The 14864-nt window shown below is 61.4% G+C and carries 13 protein-coding genes; 6 read left to right on the top strand and 7 right to left on the bottom strand.

Translation table 11 applies throughout. From position 1 onward, the window contains the following. Positions 1–93: 93 nt before the first annotated feature. Together MF6396_RS20295 and folE2 are read left to right on the top strand one after the other, a co-directional pair. Positions 94–471: a glutamine synthetase gene (locus tag MF6396_RS20295; RefSeq protein WP_078481422.1), complete on the top strand. Its 378-nt coding sequence runs from the start codon at positions 94–96 to the stop codon at positions 469–471. A gap of 75 nt (positions 472–546) precedes the next feature. Continuing rightward, on the top strand, positions 547–1446 hold the full coding sequence (gene folE2, locus MF6396_RS20290; protein ID WP_078481420.1) for a GTP cyclohydrolase FolE2: 900 nt from the start codon (positions 547–549) through the stop codon (positions 1444–1446). Here folE2 and MF6396_RS20285 read toward each other — a convergent pair whose 3' ends face one another. Continuing rightward, positions 1447–1974: a DUF3617 domain-containing protein gene (locus MF6396_RS20285; protein WP_043861510.1), complete on the bottom strand. Its 528-nt coding sequence runs from the start codon at positions 1972–1974 to the stop codon at positions 1447–1449. It lies immediately after the preceding gene. 128 nt (positions 1975–2102) lie between these two features. Between MF6396_RS20285 and cls the strand changes: the two genes are divergently transcribed. Continuing rightward, positions 2103–3542 carry a cardiolipin synthase gene (gene cls / locus MF6396_RS20280; protein WP_078481419.1) on the top strand — a complete coding sequence of 480 codons (1440 nt, stop codon included), beginning with the start codon at positions 2103–2105 and terminating at the stop codon, positions 3540–3542. Positions 3543–3551: 9 nt separating this feature from the next. On the opposite strand, the gene cfaB is transcribed toward cls, so the two are convergent. Continuing rightward, entirely contained in the window at positions 3552–4736 is a 1185-nt protein-coding gene (gene cfaB, locus MF6396_RS20275; RefSeq protein ID WP_054916443.1) for a C17 cyclopropane fatty acid synthase CfaB, read from the bottom strand. A 188-nt stretch (positions 4737–4924) separates the two neighbouring features. On the opposite strand from cfaB, the gene lpdA reads away from it, so the two are divergent. Further along, positions 4925–6325 carry a dihydrolipoyl dehydrogenase gene (lpdA, locus tag MF6396_RS20270; protein WP_043861507.1) on the top strand — a complete coding sequence of 467 codons (1401 nt, stop codon included), beginning with the start codon at positions 4925–4927 and terminating at the stop codon, positions 6323–6325. A gap of 77 nt (positions 6326–6402) precedes the next feature. On the opposite strand, the gene hcnC is transcribed toward lpdA, so the two are convergent. From hcnC to hcnA, 3 genes are read right to left on the bottom strand one after another with little or no spacing between them, the layout of a single operon-like run. Beyond that, positions 6403–7647: a cyanide-forming glycine dehydrogenase subunit HcnC gene (hcnC, locus tag MF6396_RS20265; protein ID WP_078481417.1), complete on the bottom strand. Its 1245-nt coding sequence runs from the start codon at positions 7645–7647 to the stop codon at positions 6403–6405. Next, positions 7644–9047, bottom strand: a complete 1404-nt coding sequence (gene hcnB / locus MF6396_RS20260) for a cyanide-forming glycine dehydrogenase subunit HcnB (protein WP_043861505.1) — start codon at positions 9045–9047, stop codon at positions 7644–7646. Before hcnB ends, hcnC begins: the two co-directional genes overlap by 4 nt. Beyond that, positions 9044–9358: a cyanide-forming glycine dehydrogenase subunit HcnA gene (gene hcnA / locus MF6396_RS20255; protein WP_043861504.1), complete on the bottom strand. Its 315-nt coding sequence runs from the start codon at positions 9356–9358 to the stop codon at positions 9044–9046. Before hcnA ends, hcnB begins: the two co-directional genes overlap by 4 nt. Before the next feature lie 176 nt (positions 9359–9534). Here hcnA and MF6396_RS20250 point away from each other — a divergent pair, with 176 nt between their 5' ends. Together MF6396_RS20250 and MF6396_RS20245 are read left to right on the top strand one after the other, a co-directional pair. Next, entirely contained in the window at positions 9535–11748 is a 2214-nt protein-coding gene (locus MF6396_RS20250; RefSeq protein WP_229589187.1) for an LTA synthase family protein, read from the top strand. Between the two features lie 429 nt (positions 11749–12177). Beyond that, positions 12178–13053, top strand: coding sequence for a TIR domain-containing protein (locus MF6396_RS20245; RefSeq protein WP_078481416.1), 876 nt, complete (start codon positions 12178–12180; stop codon positions 13051–13053). Between the two features lie 354 nt (positions 13054–13407). Here MF6396_RS20245 and MF6396_RS20240 read toward each other — a convergent pair whose 3' ends face one another. After that, on the bottom strand, positions 13408–14229 hold the full coding sequence (locus tag MF6396_RS20240; protein ID WP_231390552.1) for a hypothetical protein: 822 nt from the start codon (positions 14227–14229) through the stop codon (positions 13408–13410). 526 nt (positions 14230–14755) lie between these two features. After that, a partial coding sequence (locus tag MF6396_RS28495; RefSeq protein WP_146427598.1) for an IS3 family transposase occupies positions 14756–14864 on the bottom strand: 109 nt, incomplete at its 5' end.

Below are 14864 nucleotides of genomic sequence, written 5' to 3'. Positions count from 1 at the left end.
GGCGCAAATACCTCATCAGGGCGTCGGAGCATTCGAAGGATGCCTTTTTCAATGTTATATTATAACAATGCAATTTAGCCAATCGGAGATTGGATGAAAACCTTCGTACTGCTTTCGCTCCTGCTGATCCCCGTCGCGACGGTTCACGCCGCGATGCCGCGCAGTGAGCCTGCCCAATGCACGCGCAGCGCCAACCTGCTGGCCTGCCAAGATCGCGACGGCAATGTGTACAGCGTGCACAGCCAGGGCAACACCCAGTACGTGCGCGGCCTTGAGGTGCTGGGGCAGCGGCGCTGGGTACAAACCAACAGCCTCTATGGGCCGCTGACCTTCTACACGGGCCTGGCCAGCGACGGCGAAGCCTGGGTCGGCTATAGCCGCCGGGTGGGTTGGACCACGCAGAACCGGGTGTCCAGCTCCAGCGGCCAACGCTTCAGCCTGCGTTGCAATCGCCTTGGGGGCTGCGAGTGAGGACTCGGAAAAAGCTATGATGAATGAATCGTTATAATGTAACGTATCGGTTTTTAATTCAGCGATGGTTTCAGCATGAACGCCCTGACCCTTCCCGATATCGCCGCTCAGGCCAGCCAGCAATCCATGCCTCTGGAATGGGTTGGCATGTGCGGCATCGCACTGCCGATCACACTCGACGGCGTTCAGGTACGCGCCAGCGCCGATGCCGGCGTCAGCCTGGATGATGGATCCTCGCGGGGGATTCACATGTCGCGCCTGTACCTCGCGTTGGAGGCATTCGAGCACGCGGCGTTTTCAGTAGGGTTGGTGCGCCAGGTCCTGGAACGGTTTATCGACAGCCATCAGGGCCTCTCGACCACCGCTTACCTGCGTCTGGACTTCGAATTGTTGCTCAAGCGGCCTGCGCTGGTCAGCCCGCTGGCAGGCTGGAAGGCTTACCCGATGAGTGTGGACGCGCGTTTGGAAAACGGAGTGTTCCACGTGGAACTAAACGCACAAGTCGAGTATTCCTCGACCTGCCCATGCTCCGCCGCGCTCGCCCGCCAATTGATTCAGCAGCAGTTCGTCGATGATTTCGCCAACCGGAGTAACCTCGATCATGCTGCCATCCTGCATTGGCTCGGCACCGCCCAAGGCATCGTGGCAACACCACACAGCCAACGCAGCACGGCCCATCTGCACCTGCGCCTGGCCCCAGGCGAGGAGCAAATGCCCTTTCGACAGCTGATCGACCTGGCTGAGGCAGCTCTCGGCACTGCTGTGCAGACAGCCGTGAAACGAGCCGACGAACAGGCGTTTGCGCTGGCCAACGGGCAGAACCTGATGTTCTGCGAAGACGCCGCGAGGCGCCTGCATCTGGCCCTGCAACCGCTGCCGTGGATCGACGGCTTCAAGCTGCGTGTGGAACATGCCGAAAGCCTGCATGCCCACGACGCTGTCGCGCAGAGCCAATGGCAGTGGCACCTGCGCTGATCAGGTGCGCGGCTTGACCGTGCCGCAATCGTTGCCCAGCCATACCGCACGGGTGTTCATGCTGCCCTTTTGCTCAACACCGGACGCATTGAACGTGCCGCTGACCTTGGTCAGAAATTCCCGATCGCTGAGAAACTGCGCTTCACCGTTGCCTTGAGCCTTGGGGCAACTGAAGGTGAACTTCCACACATTGCCGTTGCGCTCGGTGATCTTCTGCGTGCACCCCGACTGCGGGTCCTGCAGCGGAATGTCGTTGGTCTGAACCTGCTCCTGGGTCAGGCACGAACGCACCCCTTTGCCCCCGACGCTGATGCCTTGCTTGGCCAGGCCACCCTCGATCATTGCGCGCTGCTCGGGCGGCAGGTTCTTCAACTGGCCGAGCATGAATTCCATGTCGGGCAGTGGCTTGCCATCGACCTGCATGTTGCTGCTGGTCAACTCCCACAGGCCCGGTTGCAACATCTGCGCATGCACCAACGGGCTCGCCAGGCCCAGTACCAGTGCCAGCATCGGCAGACGACTTTTCATGTAGTGACTCCTTCAGAATCCGGCCCCAAGCCGGAACACAGCTTAGACGCGTTTTCGTGCTTTCAGTTGCAAGTGCAGGCGCGAACGTGCTCTGTTAGCGGGCAGTGCCCTCGGATAGCAGAATGTGTATGGATTACCACAGCCCTTACTTCTTCGGTTACCTCATCGGTGTGATTCACCTGCTGGGCGTGATTGCCGCCCTGCATGCCGTGTTCACCGTGCGCACTGCCCAAGGTGCAATTGCCTGGGCCATGTCGCTGCTGTTTATCCCCTACTTCACGCTGATTCCGTACCTGGTATTCGGCAGTCGCACCTTCGACGCCTACATCCAGGCCCGCCGCCAGGCCAACCGCGAAATGCATGTGGCCATGGCCGACCTCAACTGGCGCCCCTGGGTGGAAGAGGCGCTGACCGCGCGCAACTCCGAATCCTATGCGGCGCTGCGGGCCATGCCCAAGCTTGGGCGCATGCCGTGCCTGGCCAACAACCAGGTCAGCCTGCTGATCGACGGGCAGGCCACCTTCGACGCGATCTTCAAGGCGATAGAAGCGGCCCACGACACGGTACTGATCCAGTTCTTCATCATCCACGACGACGGCATCGGCCGTGAGCTCAAGGCGCTGCTGCTGAGAAAGGCCGCTGAAGGGGTGAAGATCTACGTGCTGTTCGACAGCGTTGGCAGTCACGCCCTGCCCTCCGCCTATATACAGAGCTTGCGCGAAGGCGGCGTGAACATCCGCGCCTTCGCCACCCGCCGCGGCTGGTTCAACCGCTTCCAGGTCAACTTCCGCAACCATCGCAAGATCGTGGTGGTCGACGGCATGCTGGGGTTCATGGGGGGCCATAACGTGGGCGACGAATACCTGGGCGGCAACCCCAGGCTATCGCCCTGGCGCGACACCCATGTGCAGGTCAGCGGCCCGGTGCTGGCCTGCCTGCAGGAATCCTTTGCCGAAGACTGGTACTGGGCGGCGCGCCAGTTGCCGCCACTGATACTGCCCGACACCTACCCGGACAACGGCGTACTTTGCCAGGTACTGGCCAGCGGGCCCGCCGATCCGCAGGAGACCTGTTCGCTGTTTTTTGTCGACGCCATCCACGCGGCGCGCGAGCGGCTCTGGATCACCAGCCCGTACTTCATTCCCGACGAGGCCGTGTCGGCCGCGCTGCGCCTGGCGGTGTTGCGGGGCGTCGACGTGCGTATCCTGATTCCCTCGCGCCCTGACCACCGTATCGTGTACGCCGCCTCCAGCCTGTTCGCCTTCGAGGCGGTGCAGGCCGGGGTGCGCATGTTCCGCTACGGGCCGGGGTTTCTGCACCAGAAGGTGGTGCTGGTCGACAACGAAGTCAGCGCCATCGGCAGTGCCAACCTGGACAACCGCTCGTTCCGCCTGAACTTCGAAATCATGCTGCTGACCGTAGACCTTGCCTTTGCCGCGCAGGTCGAAGCCATGCTCCAGCACGACTTCGACCAAGCGCGGGAAAGCACCCCCGAGGACAGCCAGCAGACGCGCCGCCTGCAACAACTGGGGATGCGCATCGCCCGACTGATCTCGCCGATCCTCTGAGCGCGACTGTCAGCGGTACAGGTCCTCGCGGGTCAGCGGCAGGTCGTGGCCACCATCGGCGAACGGCTTGACTGCCAGAATCTGGTGCAGGTTGATCCAGCCCTTGGCAAAGGCATAGGAGCAACCGGCCAGGTACAGCCGCCAGATGCGCAGGGCCTTTTCCGGCACCAGGCTCGCGGCCTTGTCCAGCTGGCTTTCCAGGCGATCGCTCCACTGCGCCAGCGTCCGTGCGTAATGCAGGCGCAGGCTCTCGACGTCGACCACTTCCAGCCCCGCTTCGCTGATACGCGCACTGATCATCGACAGGTGCGGCAGCTCGCCATGGGGGAACACATAGCGCTCGATGAAATTGCCCGCGCCGCGCCCCACCGGGCGCCCGTCCACATGCTTGGCGGTGATGCCGTGGTTCATCACCAGGCCACCTTCGCGCACCGCGCCGAACAAGCGCTGGCAGTACAACGCCAGGTTGGCATGCCCCACGTGTTCGAACATGCCGACACTCACCACCTTGTCGAAGCGACCGTCCTGGGGCAGGTCGCGGTAGTCGAGAATCTGCAGTTCCACCTGATCTTCAAGCCCTTCTGCCTTGACCCGTTCACGCCCCAACTTGAGCTGCTCCTTGCTCAGGGTGATGCCGAACACCTTGGCGCCGAACTCACGTGCGGCATAACGTGACAACCCGCCCCAGCCACAGCCCACGTCCAGCAGGTAGTCGCCCTGCTTGAGCCGCAGCTTGCGGCACAGGTGCTCGAACTTGTTCTGCTGGGCCTGCTCAAGGGTGTCGCCGGGGGTCTTGAAGTAGGCGCAGGAATACGCCATGTCGCGGTCCAGCCACAGCTGGTAGAAATCGTTGGACAGGTCGTAATGGTAGGAAATGGCCGCCGCGTCGGTGGCCTTGTCATGCTCGCTGCGCACCGGCTGGTCTTCTTCCTCGTCCGTGAGCAACGCCTGACTGAGCTCGTCGCACACGCGGATGACTTCGCCGATGGTGCCCTCCAGTTCCAGCTTGCCCTCGACGAACGCCGCGCCCAGCTCATCCAGGCTGGGGTGGGTCAACTGGCCGATCAGCTGGGGATCCTTGACCACGATGGTGACCTGCGGCTGGGGGCCGAGATCGAATTCGTGACCATCCCAAAGCTTGAGTCGCAAGGGCAACCGCAGGCTTTGCAGAACAGGTGGAAGTTGCGCAAGCATGAAATGAGCCTCCCGTAATCTTCGGACGTCTGCACAAAAGGGTAGCCCATCCTCAAGAACAGGGAGGCATGCCGGACTATCGTCGTAGACCGGCCGATGCAAAAAGGTAGTGGCATAAATTGTATACAACCTCCAGATCGGCCCCTAACCTTGGCGGCATTGTCGATTCTTCATCCGGGAGTACAACAATGAAAACCTATGATGTCGTGATCATCGGCGGCGGCCCTGGCGGCTACAACGCTGCCATTCGCGCAGGCCAGCTGGGCCTGAGCGTGGCCTGTGTCGAAGGTCGCCCGACCCTCGGTGGCACCTGCCTGAACGTTGGCTGCATGCCGTCCAAGGCCCTGCTGCATGCCTCCGAACTCTACGAAGCGGCTGCCGGCAGCGAGTTCGCCAACCTCGGTATCGAGGTCAAGCCAAGCCTGAACCTGGCGCAGATGATGAAACAGAAGGACGAGAGCGTCGCGGGCCTGACCAAGGGCATCGAGTTCCTGTTTCGCAAGAACAAGGTCGACTGGATCAAGGGCTGGGGCCAGCTCGATGGCGTGGGCAAGGTCAAGGTCACCGATGACCAGGGCGCCGTGACCGAACTGCAGGCCAAGGACATCGTCATCGCCACCGGGTCCGAGCCGACTCCGCTGCCCGGCGTGACCATCGACAACCAGCGCATCATCGACTCCACCGGCGCCCTCGCCCTGCCCCAGGTGCCCAAACACCTGGTGGTGATCGGCGCGGGCGTGATCGGGCTGGAGCTGGGCTCGGTGTGGCGCCGCCTCGGTAGCCAGGTCACCGTGGTGGAATACCTCGACCGTATCTGCCCCGGCACCGACGAAGAAACCGCCAAGACCCTGCAGCGCGCATTGGCCAAGCAAGGCATGAGCTTCAAGCTGGGCAGCAAGGTGACCCAGGCCACGCCGTCGGCCGACGGTGTCAGCCTGACCCTCGAACCGGCCGCCGGCGGCACCGCCGAAACCCTGCAGGCCGACTACGTGCTGGTCGCCATCGGCCGTCGCCCCTACACCCAGGGCCTGGGCCTGGAAACGGTAGGCCTGCAGACCGACAAGCGCGGCATGCTCGAGAACCAGGGCCATCGCACCAGCGTGCCGGGCGTGTGGGTGATCGGCGACGTCACCAGCGGCCCGATGCTCGCCCACAAGGCAGAAGACGAAGCCATCGCCTGCATCGAGCGAATCCACGGCAAGGCCCACGAAGTGAACTACGGGCTGATCCCGGGGGTGATCTACACCCGCCCCGAACTGGCCAGCGTGGGCAAGACCGAAGAGCAGCTCAAGGCCGAAGGCCGCGCCTACAAGGTCGGCAAGTTCCCGTTCATGGCCAACAGCCGGGCCAAGATCAACCACGAGACCGAAGGCTTCGCCAAGGTGCTGGCCGATGCCGAAACCGACGAGGTGCTCGGCGTGCACCTGGTTGGCCCGTGCGTCAGCGAGATGATCGGTGAGTACTGCGTGGCCATGGAGTTCTCGGCCTCGGCCGAAGACATCGCCCTCACCTGCCACCCGCACCCGACTCGCTCCGAGGCCTTGCGCCAGGCGGCGATGAACGTCGAAGGCATGGCCATGCAGATCTGACCCCGGTCAGCCTGCACGCTTGATCCGTGCGCCTGAACCGACGGCGACCATCACCGCAGGTTCAGGCACGCACCGGGTCAGGCCTGGGCGGCTTTGGGCAGAGTACCGAAGCGGTCCGCGAGGAACGGCGTCAGGTCCAGCGGCAGTGCCTCTTCATGCAGCACCTTGTCGATCAGCACGCCAGTGATCGCCGAGGTCAGGATGCCGGTGCGAAAGTGCCCACAGGCATTGAGGTAGCCACTCACGCTCTGCACCGGGCCGAGAATCGGCAGCTCGTCCGGCGAACCGGGACGCAGGCCTGCCCAGCTGCGCTTGAGGTTGATCTGCGCCAGCTCCGGAATGCATCGCACCGCGCCCTGCACCAGACCGTTGATTTCCGGATAGGTGGTGGTGACGTCGAAGCCCTTGTCTTCGGTGGTGCTGCCGATCAGGATCTCGCCGTTGTCCTTCTGCGCCATGTAGCAATCGGCGGTGGTCAGGCAGCCCTGCAGCAGCTTGGGCATGCGCTCGGTGAGCAGGATCTGGCCCTTGACCGGCTTGACCGGAATGCTCAGGCCGGTGGCCATCTCGCTCAGTTCTGCCGCCCAGGCGCCGCCGGCGTTGATCAGGGTCTGGCAGTGAAACTCGCCTTCCACGTCGGTCTTGACCCCCACCACCCGGTCGCCCTGGTGCAGCACGCCGGTGACGTTGGTGTTGAGGAACAGGTCGACGCCGTTCTGCCGCGCACCTTCGGTGTAGGCATCGGCCAGACGGAACGGGCTGACCTGGTGATCGCACAGGAACTCCAGCGCGCCGTGGGCATGGTGGCTGACGGCTGGCTCGGCCTTGCGCAGGGCATCGCGGTCGAGCCAGCGAACCTCGTGGGCCAGGTGCGGGATCTGCGCGACGATATGCTCGGCGTACAGGCGGTCCTCGTCGTCGTAGATCACGTACTTGAGGCCGGTGCGCTCGAACTTGAAGTCCATGCCGTGGCGCTCCATCAGTTCCTGGTGCAGGCCGGGGTACAAGGCATTGGATTGCAGCGCGAAGTCGAAGAACGACTGCGGCAGGATGTGCGGGGTGCTGGAATCGACCGCCACGGCGGCGCCGTTGGCTTCGCGCTTGTGCTTTTGCGACATCATGCGAAAGAAGATCACCCCGCAGCCCAGGCCGACCGATTCGCCGATCGCCCACAACCCGCCCGCCGAGGCGCGGGTAGCGTTGCCGGGGCGCTTGGCGTCGATCAGCGCGATCCTGAGGTTGCCACGCTTGGACAACTGGTAGGCGCAGGAAGCGCCGATCACACCGCCGCCGGCGATGACCACATCATAGGTTCTGTTCATGCTTCAGCTTCCGTGCCGAGGTTCTTGAATGCGGAGAAAGGGATCGGATCGATGGGGAACCGCGGGCGCAGCCAGCCCACATCGGCACGCCCGGTGGCCTGGCGCAGGCGATCGTTGCAGTAGCCCACGCACATGCGGCCCTGGCAATCGCCCATGCTCACGCGGGTGCGCATCTTCAGCCCGGCCATGTCCTGTACACCCTGCTCCAGGGCGCGGTCGATGTCGCTGCGGGTGACGTGCTCGCAGCGGCAGATGACGGTGTCGGGTGCGGGCAGCGTGATCTGCTCAGTGCCGCGCAGTGTGTAGCGGTCTACCCCGGCACGAAAGCGCTTGATCGCGGCAAGCTTGCCCAGGTAGCGCTCGCGCAGGTCCAGCGCCTGTTCGGGGGTGATGACCTGAGCCTGGTGCAGGATCGACACGGCGGCGATGCGCCCGGTGAGCATCGCGGCTTCGCCACCGCGAATCCCGCCCATGTCACCGGCCAGGTGAATGTGCGGCTCGCTGCTCTGTTGCCACACGTTGCTTTCGGCGCGCAGGTAGCCGTCTTCGTTGAAGCCGTGGGCCAGGCCCATCTGCTGACTGAGCTGGGTGCGCGGAATGAAGCCGTAGCCCACGGCCAGGGTCTGCGCCGAGACGCGCTGCACACGGCTGATGTCCGGCTGCCAGTTGTCACTGTAGGGGGCCAGGCGCACTTCGGTGAGTTCGCCCTCGCCGTTGGCACCTACCACGCCCCAGCCGTAGTTCATGGGGATACCGTTGAGCTTCAGATAACCGAGCATGCTCAGGCCGTCGAGAAACAGCTGCGGCTTGTTCAGCAGCGCCAGGCTTTCCTTGGCGATCTTGCCGAAGGCACATGCCTCGTACACCCCTTCCACCTTGACCCCGGCCGCGTGCAGTTGGCATGCCACCAGGGGCAGCAGCGGGCCGGTGCCGGCGATGACGGTGGTGCCCAGCGGCTTGACCACGCCGCTCTTGATCTGCAACTGCAGACCGCCCAGCAGCATCACGCCGGGCAGGGTCCAGCCGGGGAACGGCACGTTGCGCTCGTGGCAGCCGGCGGACAGTACCAGGTGGCTGTATTCCACTTCGTGCAGCTGCTCGTCGCTGTCCAGCACCATCAGGCGGTTGCCGCCTTCGCCCCCGACCACACGGGTTTCCAGGCGCACGTCGATGCGCTCGGCACAATCGGCGAACTCTTCGTGCAGGGTGTTCAGCGCGCTGGCATAACGCTTGCCCAGGTAGCCCAGGTCGACGCCGCTGCGCAAAGGGCCGCGATAGACCACCCCGCCCAGACGCGAAGCTTCGTCGAACAGCACGCTGGAGACGCCATGCCGGGCCAGTTCGATGGCAGCCGCCATGCCTGCCGAACCGCCGCCGACTATTACCGGACGCAGGCTCATTCGACACCCTCCACGTCGAAGCGGTTGACCCCGGTTTCGACCTGCATGCCCGGCTTGACGATGGTCTGGCAGGCGCGGCGCTTGGGGCGACCGTTGATCGACACCAGGCAGCAGTGGCACACGCCCATGCCGCAGAAGGCACCCGTGACCTGGCCATGGTCGTTGCGCGCCACCTGGCGCAGGCCCACCGCGTGCAGCACGTTGAGCACGCTTTCGCCTGCCGCGGCCGGTACCGGCCGCCCGTTGAGCTCGATGGTCATGTCTGCCCGCGACAGGGGCTGAATATCATGATTGCGGTCCATTGACTGCATTGCGTTTCATCCTTGAAAAGAGTGGCAGGAACCCACCACGGTAAGCCATGGAGGCGCATTCGACATTGATCCAGGCCAGAAAACTGGGTTTCGACTTGTTGCCGGAATGCTGTGGAGATGTACTGCACTTGGTACCATCACCACATTTACATGACGACATGATGACGAACGCCCCCGTGAAACGTATCTATCGCTGGTTGCAGCACCCTCGCGCTTCGCTCGCCGCCCTGTTCGGGCTGCTGGTGGTGGTTCCTGTATGCCTGCGCGTGGCGAACGGCTGGGCCGATCCGCTGGGGTACCTGTCCGACGTGGGCCTCGGTGGAGCACTGGTCGTTCTGCTGTACCGTCGTCCGGTATGGCTGGCAGTGCCCGTGGTGCTGGCGTGGGGAGTGCTGAGCCTGGCCAGTGCCGAGCTGGTGGCCGCAGTAGGCCGATTGCCGACCCCGGCCGACCTGCACTACCTCACCGATGTGCAGTTCATGGAAAACTCCGCCGGTGGCAGCCTGGCCAACCCTGGCTTCGCCATTGCCCTGGGGCTTGGCCTGCTGTTGTGGCTTGCGACCCGCTGGGCGGCCCGGGCCAGACCCGTCGCGCCATTGCCGCGGCACCTGTGGGCGGTGCCCGTGACCTGCCTGCTGGTGCATGCCGGTACCCAGGCCTGGGAACCTGCCGAAGCGGACGAGTGGCAGGTGTTCAACCTGCCACATCAATTGCTGGCGGTAGGCGTGGGTGAAAGCCAGGCGCGTATCGAAGACTGGCTGGAGGCCGATGTGGTCGACCCGCCCGTGGCCATGGCCGGCCTGACCCGCCTGGACCTGAGCGGCAAGCCGCTGCTCGACGCGCCCGGCAGCGCGCGCAACGTGCTGGTGGTCGCGCTGGAAGGCATCCCGGGGGCTTACCTGGACATCAACCGACGCACCCTCAACCCCGCCTACCAGGAACACCTGATGCCCAAGCTGAGCGCCTGGGCCGAACGCGGCATGAACACCCCCGACTACGTGCTGCATACCCACCAGACCATCCGTGGCCTCTACGCCATGCTGTGTGGCGACTACGACAAGCTCGACAACGGTACCCCCAAGGGGGTCGAGATGCTGACGCAGAACCAGCGCAACCAGGAATGCCTGCCGGCGCAATTGCGCGAACATGGCTTCAGTACGCACTACCTGCAGGGTGCCGGGCTGCGCTTCATGGCCAAGGACAAGATCATGCCGCACATCGGCTTCGATACCACCCTGGGCCTGGACTGGTTCAAGAACCCCAACTACCTGGACTTCCCGTGGGGCAAGGACGACAAGGCGTTTTTCGAAGGCGCGCTGGACTATGTCGGCCAACTGCAGAAGCAGCCTGAACCGTGGATGCTCACCCTGCTGACCGTGGGCACCCACCAGCCCTACTCCGCGCCGGCGGAATACCTCGAACGCTACGCCACGCCCAAGCAGGCGGCAGTGGCCTATCTCGACGACGCTGTGGATAACTTTCTTGCCGGACTGGAACGTCAGGGGGTACTCAAGGACACCCTGGTGGTGATCACCTCGGACGAATCCCATGGCATCGACGGTGTACGCCTGGCGTCTTCGTGGGGCTTCAACCTGATGCTGGCGCCCGAGCAGGCACAACTGCCACAGGTGAAATCCGGCGTGTACGGTCACGTCGACCTGACCGCATCGGTGCTCGACTACTTCGGCTTCCCGGTGCCCAACGCACTCAGTGGGCGTTCGCTGCTGCGCGACTATGACAACGGGCGTGAAATCATGTCGTTCACCAACGGCAAGCTGCGCTATCACGATGGCAATGCCACCTTCACCGAATGCGATTTCCAGCAGCGCTGCCGGTCGTATGCCAGTACCGGCTTCATTGCCGAACGCGCCAACCTGACAGATCGCTTCCGTGGCCAGCGGGCACGCCAGGTGCAGGCGCGCGCCAGCGCACTGGATCAATCAGTGATGGGCTCACCGCTGAACCAGCACTACCAGTTTGGCAGCGCGACAGTGATCCCGCTGCAGCCGCAGATCAAGGATGACTGGGCCGACAACCTGATCGGCGCGCAGTACCTGGAGATGCCCAAGGGCTCGCACACCCGGGTACGCCTGACGGTACGCTCGGCCGACCCGCAGCAGAACGCCTATATCGTGCTCAAGACCAAGGAGTTCGAGCAGGAGGTGCTGGTGGGGCTACCTACCGAGGAGATGCTGGTCACGCCGGATCAGCCCCTGGAAATGGAGTTCACGTTCGACAACAACGAGTCGCGCAAGGCGTTCTCGTTCCACCTGCTGGGGCATGGGTTGGGGGCGGTCGAAGTGAGCGACTTCAGTGTGGTGACCGAAGCGCCGGGGCAGATTGATGAGCTGGATGAAACGCTGGCGCGGTTGAACGGCAAACCCAGTTGATTCCCTGATTGTCGGTGGACAGTTCACCGGCCTTCAGCGCACAACGCGGCTGTTCAACCAGCAGAAGCGGCTGCCCGTTTTGCCTGTGTGAAGCGTGGCGCTGGCCGACGCTGTGATGGCCTGAGCAGCGACCGCACGGGTGTGCGGGGCAAGCAGGATCCGGGAAGGCGAACCTTCCCGGATCCTTTTGCGGTGTGGAGTGATCTTAAACAATTAAGTCAGTCTCGTCGGCTAGCGTAAATTGGCGTCTGTAGGCTGCCACTTTGGGTTTTTAAAGTCAGTCTCGCGAGGCCGCCAACCTGGGTGTGCGCCTCGCAAAAATAATTAAGTCAGTCTCGCTTGAAGAAAAGGCGTCCGTGGGACCAGAGGCTGAACAGACACTTCAAAATCAGCAACAATCGCCTACCGCTACCAAGGAATGTGTAGACCATGGCTCGAAAAACCTCCTCAGTTGTACCTCCACAGCCGAAGCTGAAACTGACACCTCAAGAGATCGAGCGTGGTCTAGCTCGGCTATCTGAACGAATTGCAGAACTTCGCGCTTTTGATCTCGATACCGTCCGCAGTGGGAATACACCGGAGCTAAAGGCCATGGAGGTTGCCATCAAGGACAGTCTGACCAGATGCTTCGGGGAGGACACCAGTGCGTATCGCACCTACGCTGCCGCCACAGACCTCACGTATTCCCCGATGGTGTTCACCACAGGGCAAGTAATCGATTACCACACGCCGATTCAACGGAGGGTGCTGCATTCTATTGCTCTGCTTGAACAAGCACAGAAAAGCTTGAAAGAGGACTTGGCGGATCTCCCAGCCTTGGAGGGTATTGAGACCACCTCGGCCCTGGAAAATAAAGCTGTTCATTCGGACCGAGTATTTGTGGTTCACGGCCATGATGAGGGAGCTAGAGAGTCGGTGGCTCGATTCCTTGAGAAGCTTGGTCTTGAGCCCATCATTCTCCACGAACAGGCGAATCGTGGTCGGACCGTAATCGAGAAAATTGAAGGGCATCGAGACGTAGGATTTGCAGTGGTGCTGCTCACACCTGACGACCAAGGCTGCGTGGAGGGTGGACAATTGGAGCCTCGTGCCAGGCAGAACGTCCTGTTGGAGCTTGGCTATTTCCTAGGCTACCTAGGTCGTGACAGGGTCTGTGCACTGAAGCGTGGTCAAGTCGAAATTCCAAGCGACTTCGCAGGCGTAGTTTGGACTTCGATGAACGATGAGGGCTGGAAGCAAGCCCTGAGCCGGGAGCTCCAGGACGCTGGGTACGAAATTGATTGGAATAAGGTGATGCGCAGCTAGGCAGGACGCCTTGGTCTGAGCCTTGCTGACAAAGGTGGCCGTGGCGTGTAGCCTATGGTGGTTGGCTCCGAGACTTCGTTGGCAAATTGCCTCCCCTTGGAGACGCGTGAGAGCCCGCCCCGAAAGCGGGCTTTTTCGTATCCGCCAGCGGTAGCACCGATCAGGTCGATCTGAGCGCGCCATGTCCTATGCATAGCTCATCTAGCTCTGCCACTCTTTGAGTATTTCGGCGGTTCTAACCTCCGGAGCTTCCATAGATCCCCTGGCCAAGAACGCACTCCTCCGAGAGCGCTGAGATTTCCTTCAGCAGCCGCCCAGTCTCACCCCTGAATCGCCCCATTTCCATAGACGCGCTCAATCCTTCAGCACTTTACGCAACTCCCCTTCAAGGTGCTTGACGGCCGCATCGACGTTGGACAGCAGAGTCTTATCGAGAGATCGGTAACCGCTCGCATGTCGGTATAGCATCACGTCTCTGGACAGTCGATCCACGTTGCGCCAGTAAGGAAGTGCTTCCAGAACAGACTCACGCGTATGCACAAAGCGCATAGTTTTCGACTCCTCGTGGGGTGTCGAGTGCAGATCTCTGCATATCCGGTAAAGCTTGAGGTCATTGGTCCCTACCCAATTATCAAGCGCAAACTCTCCTACATCGGTTTTGATCGTCGCTCCAAGATCTTCCGACAAATTGGAGCCACTGAGCCAATGTAGGTCCATGGCACCGTTAAAGGCAGCTCGCTTACACTTGCTAACAGTGGACTGCTGCTTCGTAAAATTCTCCTTTATGTCCGCCCTTCTTTCGCGAACTCGGTCAGGAAGCCTATTTATATCAACATGTGAAATTTCCCAAAACGCATACTTGGCTATCTCAAGCTCAAATGCACTAACTAGGTCCAGCATGCCAGCCATGCTGTGGAGATATGCCTCAAACTTCTCTTCGGGGCTCAATGATGGATACGTTCGGCGTATGTTCTGCATTTGCAGCAGAGCAACGTATGCCGGACCATAGACACATCTGGCCCCTTCGCTCAACTCCATGAACTCGACCCAACGATCTGTAGAATCTTCGTCAAACTTTCTGTGTGAGGCCTCAACATCGTCTCGATGCCCGGGCCAAAAGGCTGAACAAAAGTTTTCGTATGCCCACTTAGCCTTTGCAACACGGTTTTCAGGCATCTCATGTGTCCCCATGGAGGTAAGGGCAACACCAGGAGCACTTTGTAGAAACTCAACAAGAGGGAGAAGTCCAACCGCTTCAGCCGCTGCTCGGGATGGCTTGACTGGCAGCTCCTCCATTCTCTGCAGCGTGCAATTATCCAAGCCTATATTTACTATATGTCCTTGTCTGAGCATATCCATTGCATACTGAGGGGTAAGAATACGGTGATCCTCTACAGGATCACGGCATGGCTTTATAAAATGAATGACCGACCTTTCGCTCAACTATCAATACCCCCAAAAATATATGGCTGGCACCCGGACGGTTTCAGCATACCTACCGTAAAGTACTGCAAACACAACCCTAGTATCCCGCCCCGATCTGCACACTGCACAGCAGTTGCAGCTGAACAATTTTGGCCTTGAAGGCTTTGAGGTATGAGTTTAATTCAGCATCACACTTATGACTTGAATCAGGTAGGTGCCTTCGCCGAACGGTTACATTTTCTGCGCCACATTATAATACTGAATCGCCCCGGATTCTCTAGACACCTTGCAAGCTCATTGCGTAACGTTTTTCAAACTCTACCGGTGACAGCTGATTGTTGAAACCATGGCGGCGTTTTACGTTGTAGAACATCTCGATGTAATCG

Origin of the sequence: Pseudomonas sp. MF6396 (assembly GCF_002018915.1) — a bacterium.
Lineage (GTDB): Bacteria > Pseudomonadota > Gammaproteobacteria > Pseudomonadales > Pseudomonadaceae > Aquipseudomonas > Aquipseudomonas palmensis.
The sequence above is the reverse complement of the archived record's forward strand: the minus strand, read 5'-3'. Positions and strand labels throughout refer to the sequence as shown.